The organism is Opitutaceae bacterium (assembly GCA_041395105.1).
Lineage (GTDB): Bacteria > Verrucomicrobiota > Verrucomicrobiia > Opitutales > Opitutaceae > B12-G4.
This window is the reverse complement of sequence record JAWLBB010000001.1, coordinates 708,213-727,740: the sequence shown is the minus strand read 5'-3', so window position 1 is coordinate 727,740 and position 19,528 is coordinate 708,213. Positions and strand designations below refer to the sequence as shown.

Below are 19,528 nucleotides of genomic sequence, written 5' to 3'. Positions count from 1 at the left end.
CGGTCAGGCGCGAATAAGATTGCTGACCGAAGGCTCCTTGCGGACCTGGCTCTGCAGTTTCATGAGGGCATCGAGGAGTGCCTCGGGCCGGGGGGGACAGCCGCTGATGTAAACATCGACCGGCAGGATCCGGTCCACACCCTGAAGGACCGCATAGGAGCGGTACATGCCGCCTGAGGAGGCGCAGGCGCCCATCGCCACGACCCAGCGGGGCTCGGCCATCTGATCGTAGATCCGACGGACCGCCGTCGCCATCTTGTAGGTGACGGTGCCGGCGACGATCATGACGTCGGACTGCCGGGGCGAAAATCGCATGACCTCCATGCCGAAGCGGCTGATGTCGAAACGGGAGGCCCCGGCCGCCATCAACTCGATCGCGCAGCAGGCCAGTCCCATCGGCATCGGCCACATCGAGTTCGAGCGGATCCAGTTCACGACCGCCGAAGCCTTGCTGATGATGACCTCGCCCTCGATCTTGCTGTTATAGTTGAATTCCTGATTCGCTGAAACCATGAGTCGGAACGGCCCCGTTTGAAGGTGCACAAATTTGCGAAACGTTAAGGCCCTCGCCCAGAGGCAGGCAAGCGGCATTTCCTAATATGTGCCCTTAATGCGCTCGATCGGTGGACTCGTTCCGGATCCAATGTCTCGAATGCGTTGACCCGCGCGGCTGCCCCTGCCTTGCAGGCGACAACGCCGACGCCTCAGGCGAGGCTCCCAATCATAGGATTTTCAATCATGCAGGGCTTGCGTCTCCACCGATCTCCGTTCAGAACGACCCCTTTGGCTCAGGAGAGGTGACAGAGTGGCCGAATGCGCATGATTGGTTCCGAGCCTGCCACGCAGGCGACAATGCCGACGCCCTCAGGCGAGGCTCCCAATCATGGGATTTTCAATCATGCAGGGCTTGCGTCTCCGCCGATCTCCGTTCAGAACGACCCTTTTGGCTCAGGAGAGGTGACAGAGTGGCCGAATGTGCATGATTGGAAATCATGTGTACGGGAAACCGTACCGAGGGTTCGAATCCCTCCCTCTCCGCCAAATTGGTCCTGGAGGGATGAGTTCCGAGCCTGAAAGGCGACATCTCTGTCGCGAATGCGACCTACACCCTCGGGGTTCGACGGAGCGAAAGCGAAGATGGGACGACCGCAGGTCGGGGCAAAGCCCTTGGTGCGACGCGCCAATCCAATCCCTCCCTCTCCGCCACTTTCAGAGCCGGACCTTGACCACCGCCTTCTTCACCGCCATTGGACCGGCCGGTGAGGCGCAGCCGGGCACATGCCCATCCGGAGGGAAGAAGAGGGCCACCGCGCCGGGACCAGCCTCAAGACGGGTCACCCCGCCGCGCATCGGATAGAGCTGAAAGTCTTTCTCTTCGTTGTAGGGATCGACCGCCGTGAGTGCCTCCAGAGGAGCATAAAGCAGGGTCTCTTCACCGGAAAGGACCACCTGGATGTCCGCATAGATCCGGTGCGATTCGAATTCCTTCCGTTCTTCCGGCTGGGTCTCGTAGCTCTGGACAAGAATGAAGAGGTCATCTCCATCTAGGTCGATCCGGCCATCCGGTGCGTTCCCGTCAAGGGTCTTCAGGAAGTCAAATGCCTTGGCAAACCGGGACCCCAGTCCGCGGTAACGGTCCAATTGGTCAAGGGTGTCGAAGATCATGACGACGACTTATGGGGCAGACGGGAACCCGTCGCGAGTCCTAAGATCAATGAGAATCGGAGTTGAACGGCGGAAACCAAACGGCCTCGAGAGAATCCGGCGTGCCTCCAGGACGAAAATCGGGTAAGTGAACCTTCATGCTCCAACCCTGGTTCAAACACGCCCGGTTCGGGATCTTCATTCATTGGGGCATCTATTCCCACGGCCGCTGGGCCGAGTCCTGGCCGTTCTTCAATGGCGAGGTCGATTACGACGACTACATGGCCGGCGCGAAGGAATTCACGGCCGCCGCCTACGACCCGGGAAAATGGGCGGAGCTTTTTGCGCGAGCAGGAGCACAATACTCAGTCCTCACTGCCAAGCACCATGACGGATTCGCCCTCTGGCCGACCGCCCAGAGTCCCCTCAACGCGGTCGAAGGTGCCCCGGCCGGTCGGGACCTGATCGGCCCCTATTGCGAAGCCCTCAGGAAGCAAGGCCTGAAGGTCGGCATCTACTTTTCCCATCTCGACTGGTCCCATCCGGATTACGCCTCTGTCCTGCCCAAAGGCAAACAACCCCACGATCACGCCAAACGGCACACGAATCGCTTCGGCTATCCCCAGGGCAAGGAGGATCCTGCCGCCTGGGAACGCTTCCTGAAATTCCACCGCGCCCAATTGCAGGAGCTCTGTCAGAACTACCGGCCGGATCTGCTCTGGTTCGACGGTGATTGGGAGCGGGACAGTGAACAATGGCGATTCAAGGAATTGCGCGATCAACTCCATGCATGGGCACCGAACGTCGTCCTGAACAGCCGGATGGGCGGCTACGGCGATTACAGCACGCCGGAACAAGCCATCCCGGTGACCCGACCTGAAGGCACCTGGGAGTTCTGCGTCACGATCAACGATTCCTGGGGGTTCCAGCTCAAGGACGACAATTTCAAATCGCCCCGCCAATGCCTGTGGATGCTGGCGGAATGCGCCTCCCTTGGCGGATCCCTCCTCCTCGATATCGGACCCAAGGTCGACGGCTCCATCCCCGAACAATCCGTCGCCGTGCTCGAAGCAATGGGCGGCTGGTTGAGGACCAACGGTGAGGCCATCTTCGGAACCGAAGCCGGTATCCCTGCCGGTCACGTGCCCGCCCTGACCACCCTCTCCCCCGACCGCCGCACACTCTACCTCATCACCTTCGACCGGCCCCAGGGTCCCATCCCGATCAAGGGCATCCGCAATCCCGTGAAGCGCGCCACCGTCCTCGGTCATCCCGACCCGATCGAGTGTCGCCAGGTGGGTGGAGCCGCCTGGGCTGGACTTCCCGGCGTGACCTGGGTCGATCTGCCCTCCGAACGGATCGATCCCCTCGCCACCGCGGTGAAGCTGGAATTCGAAGAGCCGCTCGATCTCTATACCGGAGCCGGCGACACCGTGACCCAGAACCCCTGAAGTCACCTGCCTTGTGGCCCGCCATTTTGTCCGACTGCGATCCAGGCGACGAGCACTCGTCCGTTTCTGGAAGCCCGAACCGGCCGAGCGTGAGATCTCCGGCCTGATCCATCCTTGACATTGTAGTCACGGTGACTACATTTTTGCCTGATGAAAGCACCCATCCGGGAGGTGAAGAGCAACCTGAGCAAGTTCGGAGATCTGGCCCACGCCGGACAGCGGATTATCGTTTCAAAGAACGGAAAGCCCTGGTTTGACCTCGTCCCACACCAACGGAGACAGCGAAATGTCCGGCCGCTGGACGGGGTTCGGGCAACAGTGACCACCGAGGTGGCGACCGCTCCCGTTGATGCCAAGGATATCGAGGGATGGATCTGATCCTGGATACCTGCGCCCTGCTTTCCCTCTCGGGCCTTGCTCAGAAGAAACTGACGCGCAATACCCTGAAGCTGATCGCATCGTCGGACTCTCTCTACGTCTCCGCCTGCAGTCTGTTTGAAGTCGCCTTGAAGGCGAAAAAGGAACAACTGAAAGTTGAGCCGTTCAATTCAGCCCGGGAATTCTGGGACGAGGCCATCTCCCGCTACGAATGCCTTGTCCTGCCCGTTGAAGCCGAAGACTTCGACGCTGCAGTCAGTCTGCCCGAACATCTCAGCGATCCCTTCGACCGGATCATCATTGCGCAGGCCAACCGCACCCGCAGCGAAGTGGTCAGCTATGATCGAAAACTCGCCGCCCATGGGATCACCCTGCATGAGTGACACCGGCCTGGACTTCGCAGCAGAGGAACTCCCTGGGAATTGCCCGTCAATAAGACCGATACCGTTCCTGCATTCGAATGACCCGGGCGTGGAAGGACGGAGACTCCTTCCAGAGTTGCTGATCACAGGTCTCCAGTTCCCAGCACTCGATGCAGCCGTTGAGCCCCCGCTCCATTGCGCACTTGCGGACCGGACAATTCCCGACCGCGGCTCCGGCGTTGGCCTCCTCGGTCTTGCACCCTTTGCAGAAGATCTGGTCCGGATCAAATTCCAGTCCGTAGCGTTCCTTGATTTTCCATTCCTTGTAGGCCGCGCGCTTCAGCTCCAGATCACCGGATTCGCCGGCCACTTTCATCACGCAATCCTTCGAGCAGACATAGGCGCAGTAATTCAGCTTCTTGGGGTCCGGAACAGCACTGTAGCTGTCCTGGGCGGCAAGCCGGGACATGGGACAAAGGCAGGTGAAACCACAGGCCACTCCAAGCTTCGAAGTGGCGGCGAGGAATTCGCGACGGGATTGGATCATCTGGCCGTCGTTCTTCATTGTTCTCCTTTCCTTTTTTTGGGGGGGTGAAGCGGGAAATTCCGGCAGCGAGCCGTTCCTGTCTGGATTTTGTCAGACGACCCCACCCACAACAAGACTGATGCATTTGAGAGCATCACTAGAAGTTTCGGTCATAACGACCATTAGGCCTTCGCGGCCCTGGATCCCGGCAATCCCGCACCAACCCGATGGGATCGACCCGGGCCGATCCAGGCCCTGCGCTGCACCCGGATCGGGTGTGCCGCCAGACCTTCCGCATCCGGTTGAGGCAGGCGCCGTCCGCCAAACGAAAGTATTGCACCCTCCCCACACTCCAAGGCAGGATCCGACGCCAGACCCAGGCCTGGAAAGCAATGACGGCTGACCGGAATGGCACTAGGGCGAATCGACATTCAAATTGTGCGCTGGCGGGAACTGCGGGAGGGCCTCAGCAAGGCGCTTTTGCGGCGAGAATCCCTTGAAGGGCTTCTGTCGCAAAAGGAACGCGGCTGAGCGCTTCCGCAGACCCGTCCGAAGGATGAGAGCGAAGCGGAAGGTCGCGGCGTTGGTGGCACGGACACGTGCTTCCAGCACGCCTTCCGTGCCACCGCCTTGCGCTGCTTCCGCTTCTCTTCTCACCAGCAGCGCAATTTGAATGTCGATTCGCCCTAAGATAAGCAGATTCTTTGGCTCAGAACTGGCATTTCTTGTTGGTGTATTTGTCTGGTGTAGTCGCCCCGGTCTCTTGGGGCGTGTCATCGTGGATACGCGGCAAGAGACTGCCGCGGCTACATCTCGTGATCCCTCCTGAATACCCCCTAACTTAGTGCCATTCACGCCTGAGCGCTTCATGCCCGGATCGGGAGACGCGCCGTTCAATCGATGAATCCCCGTATCGTCTTCTTCGCCCCTCCAACGCTGACCGGCCTGGATCTGATCGGTCCATTTCAGGTTTTCCAGATGGCGGAACGCCTCGGTCATCCCTATCGGATCGAAGTCTGCGCCCTGACGAAATCCGTGCCGATCGGAGGAAATCTGGTGTTCTCAAACCTGAGGCCCTACCAGGATATCCGGCTCGAGCCGGAAGACACGCTTTTCGTCGCCGGATATCAGGGAGATCACATCATCACACCGGCGTTCCGCAGGGAACACGCCACGTTGTTCGAATGGCTGCGGCAATGCCGACAGAGCGGCGCAACAATCTGTTCGGTCTGCACCGGCGCTTTCTTCCTGGCCGAGGCCGGCATCCTCGACGGCCTTGCCTGCACCACCCACTGGGCCGATACGAAAGCCCTCCAGGAACTCTATCCGCTCACCCGGGTGAAGCACGGCGTCGTCTTTGTCGAGGAAGACCGCCTGCTGACCAGCGCGGGGGTCGCCTCCGGTATTGACCTGGCCATTCACCTGATCGGGAAACGGCACGGGTCAAGACTGGCCTTCGAAATCGCCCACCGACTTGTGGTCTACGTGCGCCGCACCGCAGCTTTCGAACAGGAGAGCATCTACCTTCAATTCCGCAATCATCAGGACGATCTGGTGCACCGCACCCAGAACGTCCTGATCGAACACCTTGACCACCCCCCGAAACTGGAGGTCCTGGCCAGGGTGGTGGGAGCGAGTCCCCGAACCCTCTCCCGCCGCTTCCGCAAAAGCCTTTCCCTCTCCGTCGGCGAGTATCTCATCCGACTGCGCCTCGAACGTGCCCGATCTCTCCTGAACGATGGGAACCTGAAAGTCGAGGATGTGGCCAGGGCCTGCGGGTATGCCGACGGCCGCCAGCTTCGCAATCTCTACCGCCGACAGATCGGCCAATCTCCGGGCCAGACCCGGCGCAACCCGTCGATCTGAGTCCGCCCCCGGATATCCAGATCCGGTCATGAAGCCCGGTACGGTCACCCCACCCGGTCGGGAGCACGAACCGGCGGGCCGCTTCGACCAGAATCGACCCGGACTCAAGTGGCCGGATATTTCCGCTCGATGGCCTTGGTCATTGGCGGGAGAATCGGGTAGACTATGGCCCGATCCACTACCCCTGCCTCAGTCGGATTCCGTTTGGAATGCGAAGGAGGCACCGGCTCCGGTTAACCTGACAACTCTGTCATCCACGACCCATCATGAAGAACCGAAGAATCATCCCCACCTCCATTCTTTGCCTGTCGATGCTCGCCATCGCCAATGCCCTCGCAGGAGGACAGGAGGCCAAACAGACGACCGAAAGCTCAGGGGCGGTCAGCCTCGGGGATGTGCCGGCCGGTCAGCACCTCTACGTGATTGAGCGCGGCATTCCCGGAGCGGGAAATCTGACGGCTGACCAACTGAAGGCCATTTCGCAGACTTCCTGCGGGGTGCTGCATGAGATGGGTCCCAAAATCCAATGGCTGCACAGCTACGTCACGGGGGACAAGATCTACTGCATCTACACCGCGGCGAACAAGGAATTGGTGGTCGAGCACGCAAAGAAGGGTGGATTTCCGGCCAACTCGGTCAGCGAAGTCGCCCACATCATCTCCCCGGCTACAGCCGAGGAGTGAAGTTCTCGAGCAACTGTCCGTGAGGGATCCCTCGGTCGGGGAACCCCGGGTCACCCGTCGGATCGGTCAAGGACAGATCAGGCTGACCCCGCGCCTGATCGAGGGTGATCGCTCAAGTCGGAGATTGTATTCCCGAATCCCAGGCTGATATGATGAGAGCATGAAGAAACTCCTGCCCCTATCGCTTCTGTTCTCCCTTGGATTTGCCGTTGGCGGTTATGCGGCCGATTCTGCCGCCGTCTGGACCGAATCCTGTCAGAAATGCCACGGGGCCAACGGCAACGGCGACACCAAGATGGGGAAGAAACTGAAACTCGGCGACCTGACGAAAGCCGAGGTTCAGGCCGAGTTTACCGATGAGGCGGCCTTCAAGGCCATCAAGGAAGGGATCAAGGACGAAAGCGGGAAGACCCTGATGAAGCCAATCGAGGGCCTGACCGATGAAGAAATCACGGCCCTGGTCCACTACGTTAGGGGCCTGAAGCAATAGCTTCCGGCTGGGACGATCCCGGAAAGAACCGTCTCACACCCACGATACGTCCGCAGGGTCCGGTCCCTGGGGATGCCAGAGGTCCAGCTCCGCCTCCATCATGGATCGAAGATTGGGCCGGTCGATATCCTCCGAAAGCGGCTTGATCTGCATTGGGTTGCCAATGGCCAGACTGTGCGCCGGCACGTCCTTTGACACGACCGTTCCGGCTGCGATAAAACTCTGCTTTCCGATCCTCACCCCGGGAAGGATGGTGCACCCTCCGCCGATCATGACCTCATCCTCCACCGTTGCCCCAACCGGCGTCCTCATTTCCGGCAACCGCGCCGGCCGCTTGTCATTGAGGAAGGTGCAGCCCGGTCCAATGAAGACGTGGTTCCCGATCCGCGTGCGGGTCGGGACATAAACCCGCGCCATGATCCGAACGCCATCGCCGATCCCGATCAGTCCCTCCAGGACGGAATGGTGCCCCAGGGCGAAGTGATCCCCCGCCGTCACCCGGGCGCGGATGACCGCATAATGCCCGCTCTGGAAGAAACGCCCCACCACGACATCACCGTAGATTATCGTACCCATCCGAATGATACTTGCGGGGCCGATCACCGTTCGTCCGCAATCCGGATGGTAGCGGAAACCCACCTGCACATTCGGCTCAATCACCGTACCCTCACCGATCCGGGCATTGGGAAACGAAAGAGGGTCAATTGTAGAGGACATGAAACGACGATAGTCTTCCGACGATCGAGAGGCAACGCTGCGGATCGCCTGGAGGGAGCGTCCGAAACCACCAGTAATCTGGTGTAGCCGCCCCAGCCTCTTGGGGCGATTCGAGGTGGATTCGCGGCAAGGGACTGCCGCGGCTACAGCCTACGCTGACTCGTGACATCGACTGTGCTCCAAATCATCCCGAGCCAAGTTCAGTCAGCATAGCCAACGCCGCCTCCGCCAGGCGATCGCCGGCAGGCTGGGCGTAGGGCAACATGGTCGTGGTGTAGCGATAGAACGCACTCATGTATTCGAGATCGCCGTTGTTGCCGGAATCCGGCACATAGGCCAGGGAGGTGTCATGCATGTATCCGCCCGGCAGAACGAGGGGCAGCGGCGCCGCCCTTTTGATCTGCCGGCCGATCGCATCAAAGGGTTCGCAGGACAGCCCCGCGATTCCCACGTCTCCAAGTCTCAGGACGTTGACTTCGAATTCCGCGTGGGTCGGAACCCGTTCCTTCGACTCCCCGGCCGTCAGACCCCGGGCCCATTTTGCCCAGGCGTTCAGTGGCTTGACCGCGGCGGCCCGGTAGGTCGGCGACATCCGCTCGGGGAAATTCAAGCCCCAGACCGTCCGCGTATCCGGATCGCCCGCCGCACAACGCTCAAGAAAAACATCGGTCTCCGTGATCCGCGCCTCCAGCGTCTCCAACGGCGGCAACCCGGCGTAGGGCAACTCCACCACCCGGCTCAGCAGCCCGATTGCGTCCGACATCGAGTCCTTCAATCGCCCGGCCGCCTCGATGAAGGTCTCCCCGAGGCATTCACCATAGCGGGTGGCATCGGCGATGCTCTCCTCGAGCGGTTTCTGTCCATACAAACCCTTCACGCTGACATCCCCCGCACAACCCTGAAGGAAACCGACCGGCACGCAGCCAAAAGCTTCGGAGAGACGATCACAGGCCACTTGGGGAAACTCGCCAAAAACCACGAGGTGCTCCGGATCATAAGCCGTTACCGGGTGGCCGGTGAACCAGGTCAGGAAGGCGCGGGGTCGCCCGTCGGTCCCAAAGAAACCGACCACCGGGGCGTCGTCGTCGATGTCGCCGTTGAAGTCCGCGCCCAGTTTCAGCCGATCTTCCTCCCGCATGAAATAGGTCGTACCATCCACCCGATGGCCCTTGCGGTTGTGCGAAATGCGACGCTCGTGTCCGACCGCCCACTTCACCGTGACCGGTTCCAGACGGGCGGGTAAGCGACAGATTTCATCAATCGATCGCCTCAGCAGCTCAAGTCCCTCATCCGTCAGGTCCTTCTCCTCAAGCCAGAGGTCGCGCTCGGCCCGACCGAAACCATACTGATCGTGGACCATCTTGACCGCGCAGTGATTGTGGGAAGAGAAGCTCAACACCTGCGCAAAAGGCAGGCCGAGCGCCTCGGCGATCCGTTTCCGGTAGAGATTGCTGAAGCGGTAGAAATGAGTCAGGAAATGGGACGTGATCAGGCAGATCCGGGTCTCGCCGTCTTCGAAAAGAAAGACGGTGGTCTTCAGTGGTCCGACGACCTTGCCCACCTTCTGCCGGGTCAGCGATCGACCTTCTATGCCCTCGGCAACCGTGATGCCGAATGTCTGCGCCGCCATCTTCATCATATGCGGATGACACCGGGCGGCCCCGGCAATGACAATCCCGGTTTGTGAGCCAATGCCTCGAAACGGTTCGGAGCGACTCTGCGAACCCCTACCGGCTCCGCCCGCCAACCACCAGGTCTCCATCTGCATGCCCAGGGTCAGTCCATCGCTGCTGTTGGTGTAATCCAAGCCACCGACGTGACCCACAAAATCATCACTCCAGGCGGCCCAGGTCAGGTAGAGGCGCAGGACCGGGCGACTGTTGAAACCGCGCCCGATCGAAAGCTGCGGTGCGATGGTCAGTTTGATCAGGGAACCGCTCAACCCGGTCTCCCCGTCGTCCACCCGGTCGATTCCGCTCTCGAAGACCAATGTCTCAGAAAATTACCCGAATTGACGGTGAGGGACGCCCGGTGCCGTATTGAATAGTGAGCTTTTTCATCCCGTCAGGACGCAGGAAGCTCTCCCGGGTATGTATGGTATTCACAGCCCAGCCATCGCTCGGCCTGGCCGTGTTCCCATCGACGTCAAAACCCGCATCGGCTCTCGCCTGGATCAGGCCGAACCAAGCACACAGGATCAGAGGCCGTTCGCTTGCACTTCTGCAGGCTCCCTGCAACCGTTCCTGCAACATGCGATTCCTTGATCGTCAGACCCTGGCCACCTCGGCCGCCACCGCGCTTCTGCTTCTCACCCCGGGATGCGGCAAGCGGGAGACCACCGTTGAGGCGGGCAATCGCCTGCAGATTCTTCATCTCGGGAACGGTGCCGAACTCGTCGACATCGACCCCCACGCCGTCACCGGCAAGACCGAACACAATGTCATCACCGCCCTCACCGAGGGTCTGGTCAGCGAGGACCCGATCGACCTGCATCCGGTGCCCGGGGTGGCCACCCACTGGGAGGTTTCACCTGATGGTTTGACCTACACCTTTCATCTCCGGGACAACGCCCGCTGGTCCAACGGCGACCCGGTCACCGCCCATGATTTCGTCCGTTCCTGGCAACGCATGCTCACCCCGTCAATGGGATCCGAATACGCTTATATGCTCTACGTGGCAGAAGGGGCCGAGGCCTTCCACCGGGGAGACACCGCCGATTTCTCAACCGTCGGGTTTCGCGAGATCGACCCGCTGACGGTCGAGATCAAACTGGCCCAGCCCATCCCCTACTTCCTCAACCTGCTCAACCACTACTCCTGGTACCCCGTGCATATCCCGACCGTGGAGAAGTTTGGAGGCCTCGATCGCAAGGGCAGCCATTGGACGAGGCCGGGAAACTTTGTCGGGAACGGCCCCTTTGTCATCACAAAGTGGATCCCCAACCAGGTGGTCGAGGTGGAGAAATCCGAGACCTACTGGGACCGGGACAAAGTCCGCCTCAACGCCATCCACTTCCACCCGGTCGATAGTGGTGAGACCGAGGAACGGATGTTCCGCTCGGGGCAACTCCACAAGACCAACGGCATCCCGCTCTCCAAGGTCGATGTCTACAAGCGGGACTATCCCGAACTGCTGCGGATCGATCCGTTTCTGGGAACCATGTACATCCGCGCGAACGTGACCCGGGACAAGTTGGCCGACCCCCGCGTCCGCAAAGCGCTTGCCCTCACCATCAACCGGGAGCACCTCACCACCTACGTCAACAAGACCGGCAAAATCCCGGCCTACAACCTGACCCCGCCCAACACCGGTGGCTACACCGCAACGGCCCGCTTCGAAGGTACGGCGGACGATGCCCGTAGGCTTCTGGCCGAGGCCGGCTTTCCGGGCGGGAAAGGTCTTCCCCGGATCGAAATGCTCTACCCGACCTCGGAAAATGGTAAGGTCATCGCGGAAGCCATCCAGGAAATGTGGCGGTCCGCCCTGGGGATCGACATCATCCTGGTCAACCAGGAGTGGAAGGTCTACCTGGACTCGATGAACAACCTCGACTTCGACCTCGCGATCAGCGTCTGGATCGGGGACTACGCCGATCCGAATACCTTCCTCGACATGTTCGAGACAGGCAACGGAAACAACCGGACCGGGTGGTCCAATCCGGAATACGATCGGATGCTTCGGGAATCCGCCCGCACCCGCGATCCCGATGAACGCTTCGCCATCTTCCAAAAGATGGAAGCAGTGCTGATTGAGGAGGCTCCCATGCTCCCGATCTATTTCTACACCAATGCCTACCTGCTCGATCCCGCCGTCAAGGGATGGAACCCGACCATCCTCGACAATCACCCCTACAAATACGTTTATCTCGATGCCGAATAAATCCGGCGATTCTGAGCGACCTGCGGAGAGAGGGAAAACAAAATAAGGGAAGAAAGCGCTCCCGACACCATCTGATGGGCCGGGACAGGTTCGCGCTGAAGGAAATCATAAAGCTGTCACATCGATCCGGATCCGGTGGTTTGATCTTCCATTCTTCCGTTCTTCCTGTCCTCCGACCCCACCTCCCATCTTCCACCCACCAACTTCGCGGGCTCGGCCCGCCCCGATCATGCCCAGAAAAGTCCGCATCGCCACCGTCTGCCAGAACTACGACGTCGTTGCCTCGGCCGACGAGAACCGGGATCGCCTGCTCCGGAAAGCCGAGGCCCTCGTTTCCTCCCGACCCGATCTGATCTGCCTGCCGGAAACCTTCACCTGGCCCTACGAAGGAGGCTCACTCAACGACCTCGCCGAGACCATCCCGGGGCCGACCACCGAGGTCTGCGCCGACCTGGCCCGCCGGGCCAACGCCCATGTCATCTGCCCGCTCTTCTCGCGGGACGGCCCCCGCTTCCTGAACTCGGCCGTCATCCTTGATCGCAGAGGTCAAATTGTCGGGGCCTACCACAAGGCGCAGCCGGTCACTTCCAGCCACGACTACCGGACCCTGGAAAACGGTGTCCATCCAGGCCCGGCGGATCTCCCGGTCTTTGATCTCGATTTTGGTCGGATCGGCATTCAGATCTGCTTTGACCTGATCTTCCCGGAGACCTGGCTGCAACTGGCCGCAAAAGGGGCGGAACTGGTCTTCTGGCCGTCGGCCTACGACGGGGGCCGCTCCCTTGACCACATGGCCTATCAGCTGAAATGCCCGGTCATCTCGTCCTCACGCGGCCATCGCTCCCGCATCATCGATCCGATGGGTGAGGTCATCGCGCAGACCTGCGAATCACAACACACTGCCCTGGCCATGATCGATCTGGACACGGTGGTTTGCCACCTCGACTTCCACCCGAAGATTGCGGACGAACTCCGGGCCACTTATGGAGACCGGGTGAGCTGCCGTGCCTGCCAGGAAGAAGCCCTCCTCTTCATTCAGAGCAACGACCCGGATCTGCCGGTGGCTGAACTGGTCAGGCTCCACGGACTGGAGCGCCTGGATGATTACCGCGAACGGCACCGGAAGACCTACGCCGCCCTCCGGGACGGTCGGGAACCCGAGGCCCAGGATCCTCCCTATCGGGATCGGCCGCAGCACCGCTGACCCGCCTTACTTCTTCTTCGCGGCCTTCCTTCGTCCCGATCCGACCACCTTCTTCGCGGTTTTTTCCGGGTCAGCCGGACGGTCCGGCGCCAACGGGGGAATCGGCTCCAGGCGCTGGGCCTTCTTCACCTTGACCGGCTGAATGCCCGACAAGGCGGCTTCAAAGGCCTCGTGCCATTCCAGAAAATGCTTTGCATTCAGGCTGCCTGAGACCGTCTCGCGGAAGAGACGAAAAAGTATCGACTGTTCCACGGTGAGCCCGCCTGGAAGGCCGTCCACGATCCGGGAAAGGTTCTCGCCCTTGATGTGCAGGGTGATGGCATAGACGGCCTCGGGTTCAATGACGATCGGTGGTTTTGCTTTGGCCATGATGTTCGACAGGGTGAACCATCCGCACGAAAATTGCCAAGCCGAACCGATTCCGACCTCTTCCCGTCCCACCCCCTTCCACTCTTCCCATTTCCCCCGCTTTCTTCCATCCTTTCTTCCCATCCCTTCCCTCTCCTCTACATGACTTCCACCCTGCAGGCCCGCCACTACCTGACCGCTGAGCCGATCGATGTCGTCGTTGCAGACGGGACCATCGCGGAGATCCGCCCGGCCATCGACCAGGATACCTCACTCCCCTGGATCGCACCGGGGCTTGTCGATATCCAGGTCAACGGATTTGCCGGAGTCGACTTCAACCGCCCGCTGACTGACGCCCGGGCCTGGGACAAGGCCTGCCGCGCCCTGCTCAACCACGGCTGCACTCACTTCCTCGCCACCCTGATCACCAACGAGAGATCGGCGGCCGACGGCCTCCTCGCGGGTCTGACCGAGGCCATCAACCGGACCTCGGTCAGAAACTGCGTCGGCTTTCACATGGAAGGCCCGTTCCTGAATCCTGATCCTGGATACAGAGGTGCCCACCATCCCGATTGGATGACACCACCGGACACAGACCTCCTGGAACGCTGGCAGGAAATCTCCGGCCAGTCCGTCCGCATGGTCACACTCGCGCCCGAATGCGCCATGGAGGCCGCCCTGCCTTTCATCCGGGCGGCTACGGCCGGCGGCATCCGAATCGCCATCGGCCATTCCAGCGCGATGGGCAAGACCCTCGACGAGGCCATCCGGGCCGGGGCCGACCTCTGGACCCACCTTGGCAACGCGACCCCGGATCCCAATGCCAAATTCGAGAACGTGATCTTCCACACGCTCTCGAGGCCCGGACTGATGGCTTCGGTCATACCCGACGGACACCATATCCCGCCCCACGCGCTCTCGGTCATCTGCCGGGCCCTCGGCGACCGCCTCATCCTGATCACCGACGCCATGACCGGAGCCGGTGCCCCTCCCGGCCGCTACACCATCTGCCATCTGGAAATCGACATCGGGGAAGACGGCATCGCCCGGATGCCCGATTCCGGTCGGCTTGCAGGTTCCACCCTGACTCCCTTTGAGACCGTCTTCCGGGCCGCCCGGCTGACCGGCCTTCCCTGGTCCGAAATGTGGACCGCCATGTCCACCCGACCGGCGGACTGGCTCGGCCTCTCCCATCGGCTGGAGGTGGGATCCGCCGCGAGTTTCTGCCTCTTCCAGGTCGAGCCTCAACCGCGGCTCCGGGCCACCTGGTTGAACGGTAACGCATTCCCGATCTCGATGCCCGCTCAGGTCGAGCGGACGCCAAGAGGGTAGAGGGGTCTACGATAGGCGAATCTGTAGGAGAGGCTTTACGCCTCGATGCGAAGGTTGATCGAGGCACAAAGCCACTCCTACCCATGAGTCCTGCTAAAGCCGATCCCCCGCCACCAACGACCGCTCAAAAGCGGCGGGCCGGCCGCCGACAACCAGGGCGGGGGTGCCTACGATCCCGAGACGGTGGAGGATTTCCGCATGCGCGGCCAGCAGATCAGCGGCTTCGGCAAGGTGGGCCTCCAGACCGGGAAACTCCGCTGACAAAAGAAAACCGGCCGTTTCCCCATCGTCGCGGGCGAGGATGGAAGGATCCACCAGCAGAATGCCGAGAACCCGGGCAAATCCATCCGGACGCGCCGATTCCGGAACCGAAAGCACCGCAGCCAGAGCCACCCGGGTGACTTCCTCATTGCCATCCTCCGAGAGGAAAAGCAGCGGAGCCGTCGGTCGATCAAAGGCGCCGCCGGAGAGCAAATCTTCCAGGATGCGTTGACACTGTCCACACGACAGACTGACAACCAGTCGGACGTCCTCCAGTTCCTCCGATCCGAGCCAGGGCAGACCGGGAATCCGACCAGGAGAGACGACCTCTGCCGGACCGCTCCCGCGTTCACCGATCCGGTCGAGCAATTGCCGTCGATTCCATGCGTCGGCACCCACCGCTGCCGCGAGGGCGAGCCCCAATCCGAGAAAAACCGTGGCCGATGTGAGGCGCCCCGGAATCGGCAGCGCGGCCACCAGGAAACAGGCCGCGGCATGGGCCAGGCAAATCGGGCAGAACTGCTTGAGAAGAAACGCCTGGATCAGGATGAAGATGATCGATCCAACCACCAGGGCGACCTTCAGCCCCAGTTGACCAACTCGCGGCACCCAGGGAAACGCCCCCCAGAGGACCAGACCGATCAACCCCACCGGGAACCCGAACAGATCCCCGTATTCACTGTTGATGACGGCACCGCACGAAGCCGAGAAACACGGGACCGCCGCCAGCTTGACCAGCACGGAATACCCCGCCAATCCCGCCCCGGCCCCACAGACGAGGGCACCGGCCAAGCCGCGAAACGAATACCCGACTGATGAATCAGCGTCCCCCATCGAATCTCGGCATATGTTCCAGAAAACTTGTTCCAGGACCGATTCTCCCCCTTGCTTGCGTAGGAGAGGCTTTACGCCTCGATCCGACTGTCAATCGAGGCGTAAAGCCTCTCCTACCGATTCGCCCAGAATCGGTTGATTCGCCAAGTTCAACGAATGAACTCATTTGTGCGTTCACCGGACCATGATCACGTTCTTCCGAGCCATGGCAAGAACCTCATCAGGACCCAGACCGCTCAGCCGCAGGCTCCCGATCGAGGCCGCCTGATCACGCTTGGCCAGCCGGCGACCATCCGCGCCGCCCACCAGTGCCGTATGAAAAAAGGCCGGTTCCCCGAGGCCGAGGGCCCGGTAGAGGAGGCATTGCCGGGCGGTCGAGAGGAGCAGGTCAGCCCCCCGCACAACTTCGGTCACGCTCATGGCGGCATCATCCACCACCACCGCCAGTTCGTACGCCGGGATTCCGTCCCGCCGCCAGACCACAAAATCGCCGAAGTCCCGCCCCGCCCGGAAGGCCTGCCGCCCCAGCCGCCCATCAAGGAAACCGACCTCTTCCCCGTCCGTCACTCGAAAACGCCAGCAGACCTCCCCTTCGCCGGGAGCCGGCGGCCAGTCCAAGGATCCGTCCCCGGCTCCCGGACGGCAGGTGCCCGGGTAGATCGGTTCACCACCGCCGTCGTGAGGCGCCTGGGCCGCCTCCCGCAGATCCCGCCGCGAACAACGGCAGGGATAGAGGTATCCTCTCTCCCGCAGGATTGACCAGGCGTTACGGTAGCTCGGGATCCGCTCGCTCTGATTGAGCGGCCCCTCATCAAACTCGATGCCCAACCAGCGAAGATCCTCCAACGCCGCCTTCACGAACTCGGGTCGACAACGATCGGGATCGAGATCCTCGTTGCGGTAGATCAGGATCCCGCTCCGCTCCCGGCATCGCTCATAGGCGGTCCGGAAGGTCAGGGCATGACCCAGGTGCAGCCGCCCCGTCGGGGTCGGCGCCAGTCGCCCTCTGTACGCGGGATTCGCCATCGTGGCTATGCCCATAACCGAGAGCCGAATCCGCGGAAACAAGAAAAAGGGGGCTCCCCGGAGTGGTCCCAAGATAAGCTGTTTTTTCAGCTCTGACCGGGCAATTCTCCGTCGCTCAATTTCCCAAGTGTAGCCGCCCCAGTCTCTTGGGGCGATTCAACGTGGAATTCCGGCAAGAGACTGCCGCCACTACCTCTCCTGAACACCCCACCTTTCCGGCCGCGTCTATTCGCCCACCTAATCCGACGCCTGCGCCCGCCTTCAATCCGTCAACCGAGAAATTCGCTCTTGCCCTTTTTCATATCCGGGTTTGTAACCTGATGAAGAAACGGAGGTTTCCGTATGATTTGCCGCGCCTACTTCAATAAAACCAGCATCCCTGCGACGGGGATGTGCGCGGACGCAGCCATTCGTATTTAAGCCACGAGAGCTGCCCGCGTTTTGACCAGCGGGCCGGCCTGTCAACCCAACTTTCACCCTTGGCCCGCTGAACACTCAGCGGGCCTTTTTGCTTTTCAGGCCATTCCCTCCTTCTCCCGACCGATTCCGACTTCAAACTTACTTCACCATCATGAATTCCGAGCCCCAAAAGACCGGCCCCGCCCGGTCCGACCAGAAAGGCTGGCGACAATTCCACCTGCTCTGGCAGCTCATGTCAGGATTCCGCCTGCTCTATGCCGGCGCCATTCTCGCCCTGCTCGCGGGGACCGTCGTCACCTACCTCGTTCCTCTGGTTGGCCGGGCGACTATTGACTACGCCATCGGGACCGCCGCCCATGAAAAGACCCCCGTAGCCGGGGGCTTGACCGCCCGCATCCTCGACGCCTTCGGCGGAGTGGAGGTCGTCCGCGAAAACCTTTGGCTGCCCGCCATCGCCATGGTCGCCCTGACCGTCATCGCCGGCCTCTTCTCCTACCTGAAAGGCAAAGGTGCCGCTCTCGCCTCCGACGGCATTGCCCGCCAGCTAAAAGACCAGCTCTACGACCATCTCCACCACCTCCCGGCCTCCTACCACGACACCGCCGACACCGGAGACCTTGTCCAACGGTGCACCTCCGACGTGGAGACCCTCCGGATGGCCTTCTCGACCCAGGTGGTGGAAGTCAGCCACGCGCTCATCCTCATGCTGACGGCCATTCCGGTCATGCTCTACCTTGACGGCCGGATGACCGCCATCTCCTTCGCCCTCATCCTCCCGATGGTGACTTTCGGCTACACCTATTTCAACAGGGTGAAGCACCTCTTTCTCGATGTGGATCAGGCCGAAGCCAAGGTGACCACCGTGGTCCAGGAAAACCTGACCGGCATTCGGGTCGTCCGCGCCTTTGCCCGACAGGATCATGAGATCCGCAAGTTCGCCGAACCCAATGCCGGCTATCGCGACCAGAGTCTGCGCATGGTCAGGATCATGTCGATCTACTGGTCGGCCTCGGACCTGATCACGCTGTCCCAGTACGGACTCGTCATCATCACCGGCATTTACTTCATCGGACAAGGCACCCTCAGCGTGGGCACCCTCTTTGCCTTCGTCGCCTTCCTCGACCTTTTCCTCTGGCCGGTCCGCCAGATGGGCCGGATCCTGACCGACCTGGGCAAGACCGTGGTGGCGATCGGTCGCACCCGCGACATCCTCGCCGTTCCCCATGAATCTGCCGGCGGGCAATCCCATTCCATCTCGGCGCGCATGATTCAAGGTCGCATCGAGATCGACGATCTCTGGTTCTCGCACCGCACCGCCCAGGCCGGCGACTCATCGGAAAGACCCCACCATGCCCTCAACGGAGTCTCCCTCCGCGTCGAACCCGGCGAATCCCTCGCCATCCTCGGACCTTCAGGCTCGGGAAAATCCACCATCATCCACCTGCTTCTGCGCCTCTATGACTACACCCGGGGCTCAGTCCGGATCGATGGGGTCGAGCTGACCGAATACGACCGCAAGTGGATCCGGTCCCAGTTCGGCGTCGTCATGCAGGAGCCCTTCCTCTACTCCAAGACCCTCGAGGAGAACATCCGTCTCGGAAGCAAGTCGGCCAGCCGGGCCGATATCATGGAGGCTGCCCAGATGGCACATATCCATGAGACCATCCTGTCCTTCGATCATGGATACGAAACCCAGATCGGCGAACGCGGGATCACCCTATCCGGCGGTCAGCGTCAACGGGTCGCCCTGGCGCGGGCCATCGTCCGCGATCCGCCCATTCTCGTCCTCGACGATGCCCTCAGCGCGGTCGACAGCGAAACCGAGTCCACCATCCTCAATGCCCTGCAGGGCCGCCATGGCCAGAAGACGACCATCGTGATCGCCCACCGCCTTTCGACCCTCGCGCACGCCGACCGGATCATCGTTCTCGAAGCCGGCCGGGTCATTCAGGAAGGCCGCCACGAAGATCTCATCGTTCAGGACGGACTCTACCAACGCCTCTGGCGCATTCAGAGCAGCCTCGAATCCGACTTCCAGAGGGAACTCACCCATACGGTCTAGGCCGCAGACGGTTCAACACTCCCCAATCCGAATTCTTCGTTCCGT

The 19,528-nt window shown here is 61.3% G+C and carries 19 protein-coding genes and 1 tRNA gene; 11 read left to right on the top strand and 9 right to left on the bottom strand.

Annotation, left to right across the window (positions count from 1 at the left end; translation table 11 throughout):
• Nucleotides 1–3: 3 nt before the first annotated feature.
• Nucleotides 4–513 (bottom strand): NADH-quinone oxidoreductase subunit NuoB, encoded by a 510-nt coding sequence (nuoB, locus tag R3F07_02855; GenBank protein ID MEZ5275304.1) that lies wholly within the window; start codon nucleotides 511–513, stop codon nucleotides 4–6.
• A 438-nt stretch (nucleotides 514–951) separates the two neighbouring features.
• Between nuoB and R3F07_02850 the strand changes: the two genes are divergently transcribed.
• Nucleotides 952–1,041: transfer RNA gene (locus R3F07_02850), tRNA-Ser, on the top strand.
• Between the two features lie 168 nt (nucleotides 1,042–1,209).
• Here the strand turns inward: R3F07_02850 and R3F07_02845 are convergent.
• Nucleotides 1,210–1,665 (bottom strand): YhcH/YjgK/YiaL family protein, encoded by a 456-nt coding sequence (locus R3F07_02845; GenBank protein MEZ5275303.1) that lies wholly within the window; start codon nucleotides 1,663–1,665, stop codon nucleotides 1,210–1,212.
• 137 nt (nucleotides 1,666–1,802) lie between these two features.
• Here R3F07_02845 and R3F07_02840 point away from each other — a divergent pair, with 137 nt between their 5' ends.
• The 3 genes from R3F07_02840 (at nucleotide 1,803) to R3F07_02830 (ending at nucleotide 3,856) form a co-directional block, all read left to right on the top strand.
• Nucleotides 1,803–3,095, top strand: coding sequence for an alpha-L-fucosidase (locus tag R3F07_02840; GenBank protein MEZ5275302.1), 1,293 nt, complete (start codon nucleotides 1,803–1,805; stop codon nucleotides 3,093–3,095).
• A gap of 150 nt (nucleotides 3,096–3,245) precedes the next feature.
• Nucleotides 3,246–3,473, top strand: a complete 228-nt coding sequence (locus R3F07_02835; GenBank protein MEZ5275301.1) for a hypothetical protein — start codon at nucleotides 3,246–3,248, stop codon at nucleotides 3,471–3,473.
• Nucleotides 3,464–3,856 carry a type II toxin-antitoxin system VapC family toxin gene (locus R3F07_02830; protein ID MEZ5275300.1) on the top strand — a complete coding sequence of 131 codons (393 nt, stop codon included), beginning with the start codon at nucleotides 3,464–3,466 and terminating at the stop codon, nucleotides 3,854–3,856. The genes R3F07_02835 and R3F07_02830 overlap by 10 nt, the downstream gene beginning before the upstream one ends.
• A 46-nt stretch (nucleotides 3,857–3,902) precedes the next feature.
• Here the strand turns inward: R3F07_02830 and R3F07_02825 are convergent, their stop codons facing one another.
• Together R3F07_02825 and R3F07_02820 are read right to left on the bottom strand one after the other, a co-directional pair.
• Nucleotides 3,903–4,400 carry a DUF3795 domain-containing protein gene (locus R3F07_02825; GenBank protein ID MEZ5275299.1) on the bottom strand — a complete coding sequence of 166 codons (498 nt, stop codon included), beginning with the start codon at nucleotides 4,398–4,400 and terminating at the stop codon, nucleotides 3,903–3,905.
• Nucleotides 4,401–4,775: 375 nt separating this feature from the next.
• Nucleotides 4,776–5,138 (bottom strand): hypothetical protein, encoded by a 363-nt coding sequence (locus R3F07_02820; GenBank protein ID MEZ5275298.1) that lies wholly within the window; start codon nucleotides 5,136–5,138, stop codon nucleotides 4,776–4,778.
• 123 nt (nucleotides 5,139–5,261) lie between these two features.
• Between R3F07_02820 and R3F07_02815 the strand changes: the two genes are divergently transcribed.
• The 3 genes from R3F07_02815 to R3F07_02805 all read left to right on the top strand — a co-directional run bounded on the left by R3F07_02815 (nucleotide 5,262) and on the right by R3F07_02805 (nucleotide 7,400).
• Entirely contained in the window at nucleotides 5,262–6,227 is a 966-nt protein-coding gene (locus tag R3F07_02815; GenBank protein MEZ5275297.1) for a helix-turn-helix domain-containing protein, read from the top strand.
• Between the two features lie 266 nt (nucleotides 6,228–6,493).
• Nucleotides 6,494–6,910: a DUF4242 domain-containing protein gene (locus R3F07_02810; GenBank protein ID MEZ5275296.1), complete on the top strand. Its 417-nt coding sequence runs from the start codon at nucleotides 6,494–6,496 to the stop codon at nucleotides 6,908–6,910.
• Nucleotides 6,911–7,070: 160 nt separating this feature from the next.
• A complete protein-coding gene (locus R3F07_02805) occupies nucleotides 7,071–7,400 on the top strand; it encodes a cytochrome c (GenBank protein MEZ5275295.1) in 330 nt (109 codons plus the stop codon).
• 33 nt (nucleotides 7,401–7,433) lie between these two features.
• Here the strand turns inward: R3F07_02805 and R3F07_02800 are convergent, their stop codons facing one another.
• Together R3F07_02800 and R3F07_02795 are read right to left on the bottom strand one after the other, a co-directional pair.
• Complete coding sequence (locus tag R3F07_02800) at nucleotides 7,434–8,117, bottom strand: DapH/DapD/GlmU-related protein (GenBank protein MEZ5275294.1); 684 nt, start codon at nucleotides 8,115–8,117, stop codon at nucleotides 7,434–7,436.
• 184 nt (nucleotides 8,118–8,301) lie between these two features.
• On the bottom strand, nucleotides 8,302–10,107 hold the full coding sequence (locus tag R3F07_02795; GenBank protein MEZ5275293.1) for a carbohydrate porin: 1,806 nt from the start codon (nucleotides 10,105–10,107) through the stop codon (nucleotides 8,302–8,304).
• Between the two features lie 260 nt (nucleotides 10,108–10,367).
• On the opposite strand from R3F07_02795, the gene R3F07_02790 reads away from it, so the two are divergent.
• Together R3F07_02790 and R3F07_02785 are read left to right on the top strand one after the other, a co-directional pair.
• Nucleotides 10,368–11,996 (top strand): peptide ABC transporter substrate-binding protein, encoded by a 1,629-nt coding sequence (locus tag R3F07_02790; GenBank protein ID MEZ5275292.1) that lies wholly within the window; start codon nucleotides 10,368–10,370, stop codon nucleotides 11,994–11,996.
• Between the two features lie 229 nt (nucleotides 11,997–12,225).
• Entirely contained in the window at nucleotides 12,226–13,200 is a 975-nt protein-coding gene (locus tag R3F07_02785) for a carbon-nitrogen hydrolase family protein (GenBank protein ID MEZ5275291.1), read from the top strand.
• 6 nt (nucleotides 13,201–13,206) lie between these two features.
• On the opposite strand, the gene R3F07_02780 is transcribed toward R3F07_02785, so the two are convergent.
• On the bottom strand, nucleotides 13,207–13,569 hold the full coding sequence (locus R3F07_02780) for a hypothetical protein (protein MEZ5275290.1): 363 nt from the start codon (nucleotides 13,567–13,569) through the stop codon (nucleotides 13,207–13,209).
• A 141-nt stretch (nucleotides 13,570–13,710) separates the two neighbouring features.
• Here R3F07_02780 and R3F07_02775 point away from each other — a divergent pair, with 141 nt between their 5' ends.
• Nucleotides 13,711–14,880 carry an amidohydrolase family protein gene (locus tag R3F07_02775; protein ID MEZ5275289.1) on the top strand — a complete coding sequence of 390 codons (1,170 nt, stop codon included), beginning with the start codon at nucleotides 13,711–13,713 and terminating at the stop codon, nucleotides 14,878–14,880.
• Between the two features lie 93 nt (nucleotides 14,881–14,973).
• Here the strand turns inward: R3F07_02775 and R3F07_02770 are convergent, their stop codons facing one another.
• A complete protein-coding gene (locus R3F07_02770) occupies nucleotides 14,974–15,975 on the bottom strand; it encodes a vitamin K epoxide reductase family protein (GenBank protein ID MEZ5275288.1) in 1,002 nt (333 codons plus the stop codon).
• A gap of 174 nt (nucleotides 15,976–16,149) precedes the next feature.
• Nucleotides 16,150–17,001: a tRNA glutamyl-Q(34) synthetase GluQRS gene (gene gluQRS, locus R3F07_02765; protein ID MEZ5275287.1), complete on the bottom strand. Its 852-nt coding sequence runs from the start codon at nucleotides 16,999–17,001 to the stop codon at nucleotides 16,150–16,152.
• A gap of 571 nt (nucleotides 17,002–17,572) precedes the next feature.
• Here gluQRS and R3F07_02760 point away from each other — a divergent pair.
• Entirely contained in the window at nucleotides 17,573–19,483 is a 1,911-nt protein-coding gene (locus R3F07_02760; GenBank protein ID MEZ5275286.1) for an ABC transporter ATP-binding protein, read from the top strand.
• Nucleotides 19,484–19,528: the final 45 nt, after the last annotated feature.

Coding starts and splice junctions, on each gene's coding strand:
- R3F07_02820 (MEZ5275298.1), bottom strand. CDS start 5,138: ATGACACGCCCCAAGAGACCGGGGCGACTACACCAGACAAATACACCA.
- R3F07_02835 (MEZ5275301.1), top strand. CDS start 3,246: ATGAAAGCACCCATCCGGGAGGTGAAGAGCAACCTGAGCAAGTTCGGA.
- R3F07_02790 (MEZ5275292.1), top strand. CDS start 10,368: ATGCGATTCCTTGATCGTCAGACCCTGGCCACCTCGGCCGCCACCGCG.
- R3F07_02830 (MEZ5275300.1), top strand. CDS start 3,464: ATGGATCTGATCCTGGATACCTGCGCCCTGCTTTCCCTCTCGGGCCTT.
- R3F07_02810 (MEZ5275296.1), top strand. CDS start 6,494: ATGAAGAACCGAAGAATCATCCCCACCTCCATTCTTTGCCTGTCGATG.
- R3F07_02805 (MEZ5275295.1), top strand. CDS start 7,071: ATGAAGAAACTCCTGCCCCTATCGCTTCTGTTCTCCCTTGGATTTGCC.
- nuoB (MEZ5275304.1), bottom strand. CDS start 513: ATGGTTTCAGCGAATCAGGAATTCAACTATAACAGCAAGATCGAGGGC.
- R3F07_02800 (MEZ5275294.1), bottom strand. CDS start 8,117: ATGTCCTCTACAATTGACCCTCTTTCGTTTCCCAATGCCCGGATCGGT.
- R3F07_02825 (MEZ5275299.1), bottom strand. CDS start 4,400: ATGAAGAACGACGGCCAGATGATCCAATCCCGTCGCGAATTCCTCGCC.
- R3F07_02785 (MEZ5275291.1), top strand. CDS start 12,226: ATGCCCAGAAAAGTCCGCATCGCCACCGTCTGCCAGAACTACGACGTC.
- R3F07_02760 (MEZ5275286.1), top strand. CDS start 17,573: ATGAATTCCGAGCCCCAAAAGACCGGCCCCGCCCGGTCCGACCAGAAA.
- R3F07_02770 (MEZ5275288.1), bottom strand. CDS start 15,975: ATGGGGGACGCTGATTCATCAGTCGGGTATTCGTTTCGCGGCTTGGCC.
- R3F07_02780 (MEZ5275290.1), bottom strand. CDS start 13,569: ATGGCCAAAGCAAAACCACCGATCGTCATTGAACCCGAGGCCGTCTAT.
- R3F07_02845 (MEZ5275303.1), bottom strand. CDS start 1,665: ATGATCTTCGACACCCTTGACCAATTGGACCGTTACCGCGGACTGGGG.
- R3F07_02840 (MEZ5275302.1), top strand. CDS start 1,803: ATGCTCCAACCCTGGTTCAAACACGCCCGGTTCGGGATCTTCATTCAT.
- R3F07_02775 (MEZ5275289.1), top strand. CDS start 13,711: ATGACTTCCACCCTGCAGGCCCGCCACTACCTGACCGCTGAGCCGATC.
- R3F07_02815 (MEZ5275297.1), top strand. CDS start 5,262: ATGAATCCCCGTATCGTCTTCTTCGCCCCTCCAACGCTGACCGGCCTG.
- gluQRS (MEZ5275287.1), bottom strand. CDS start 17,001: ATGGCGAATCCCGCGTACAGAGGGCGACTGGCGCCGACCCCGACGGGG.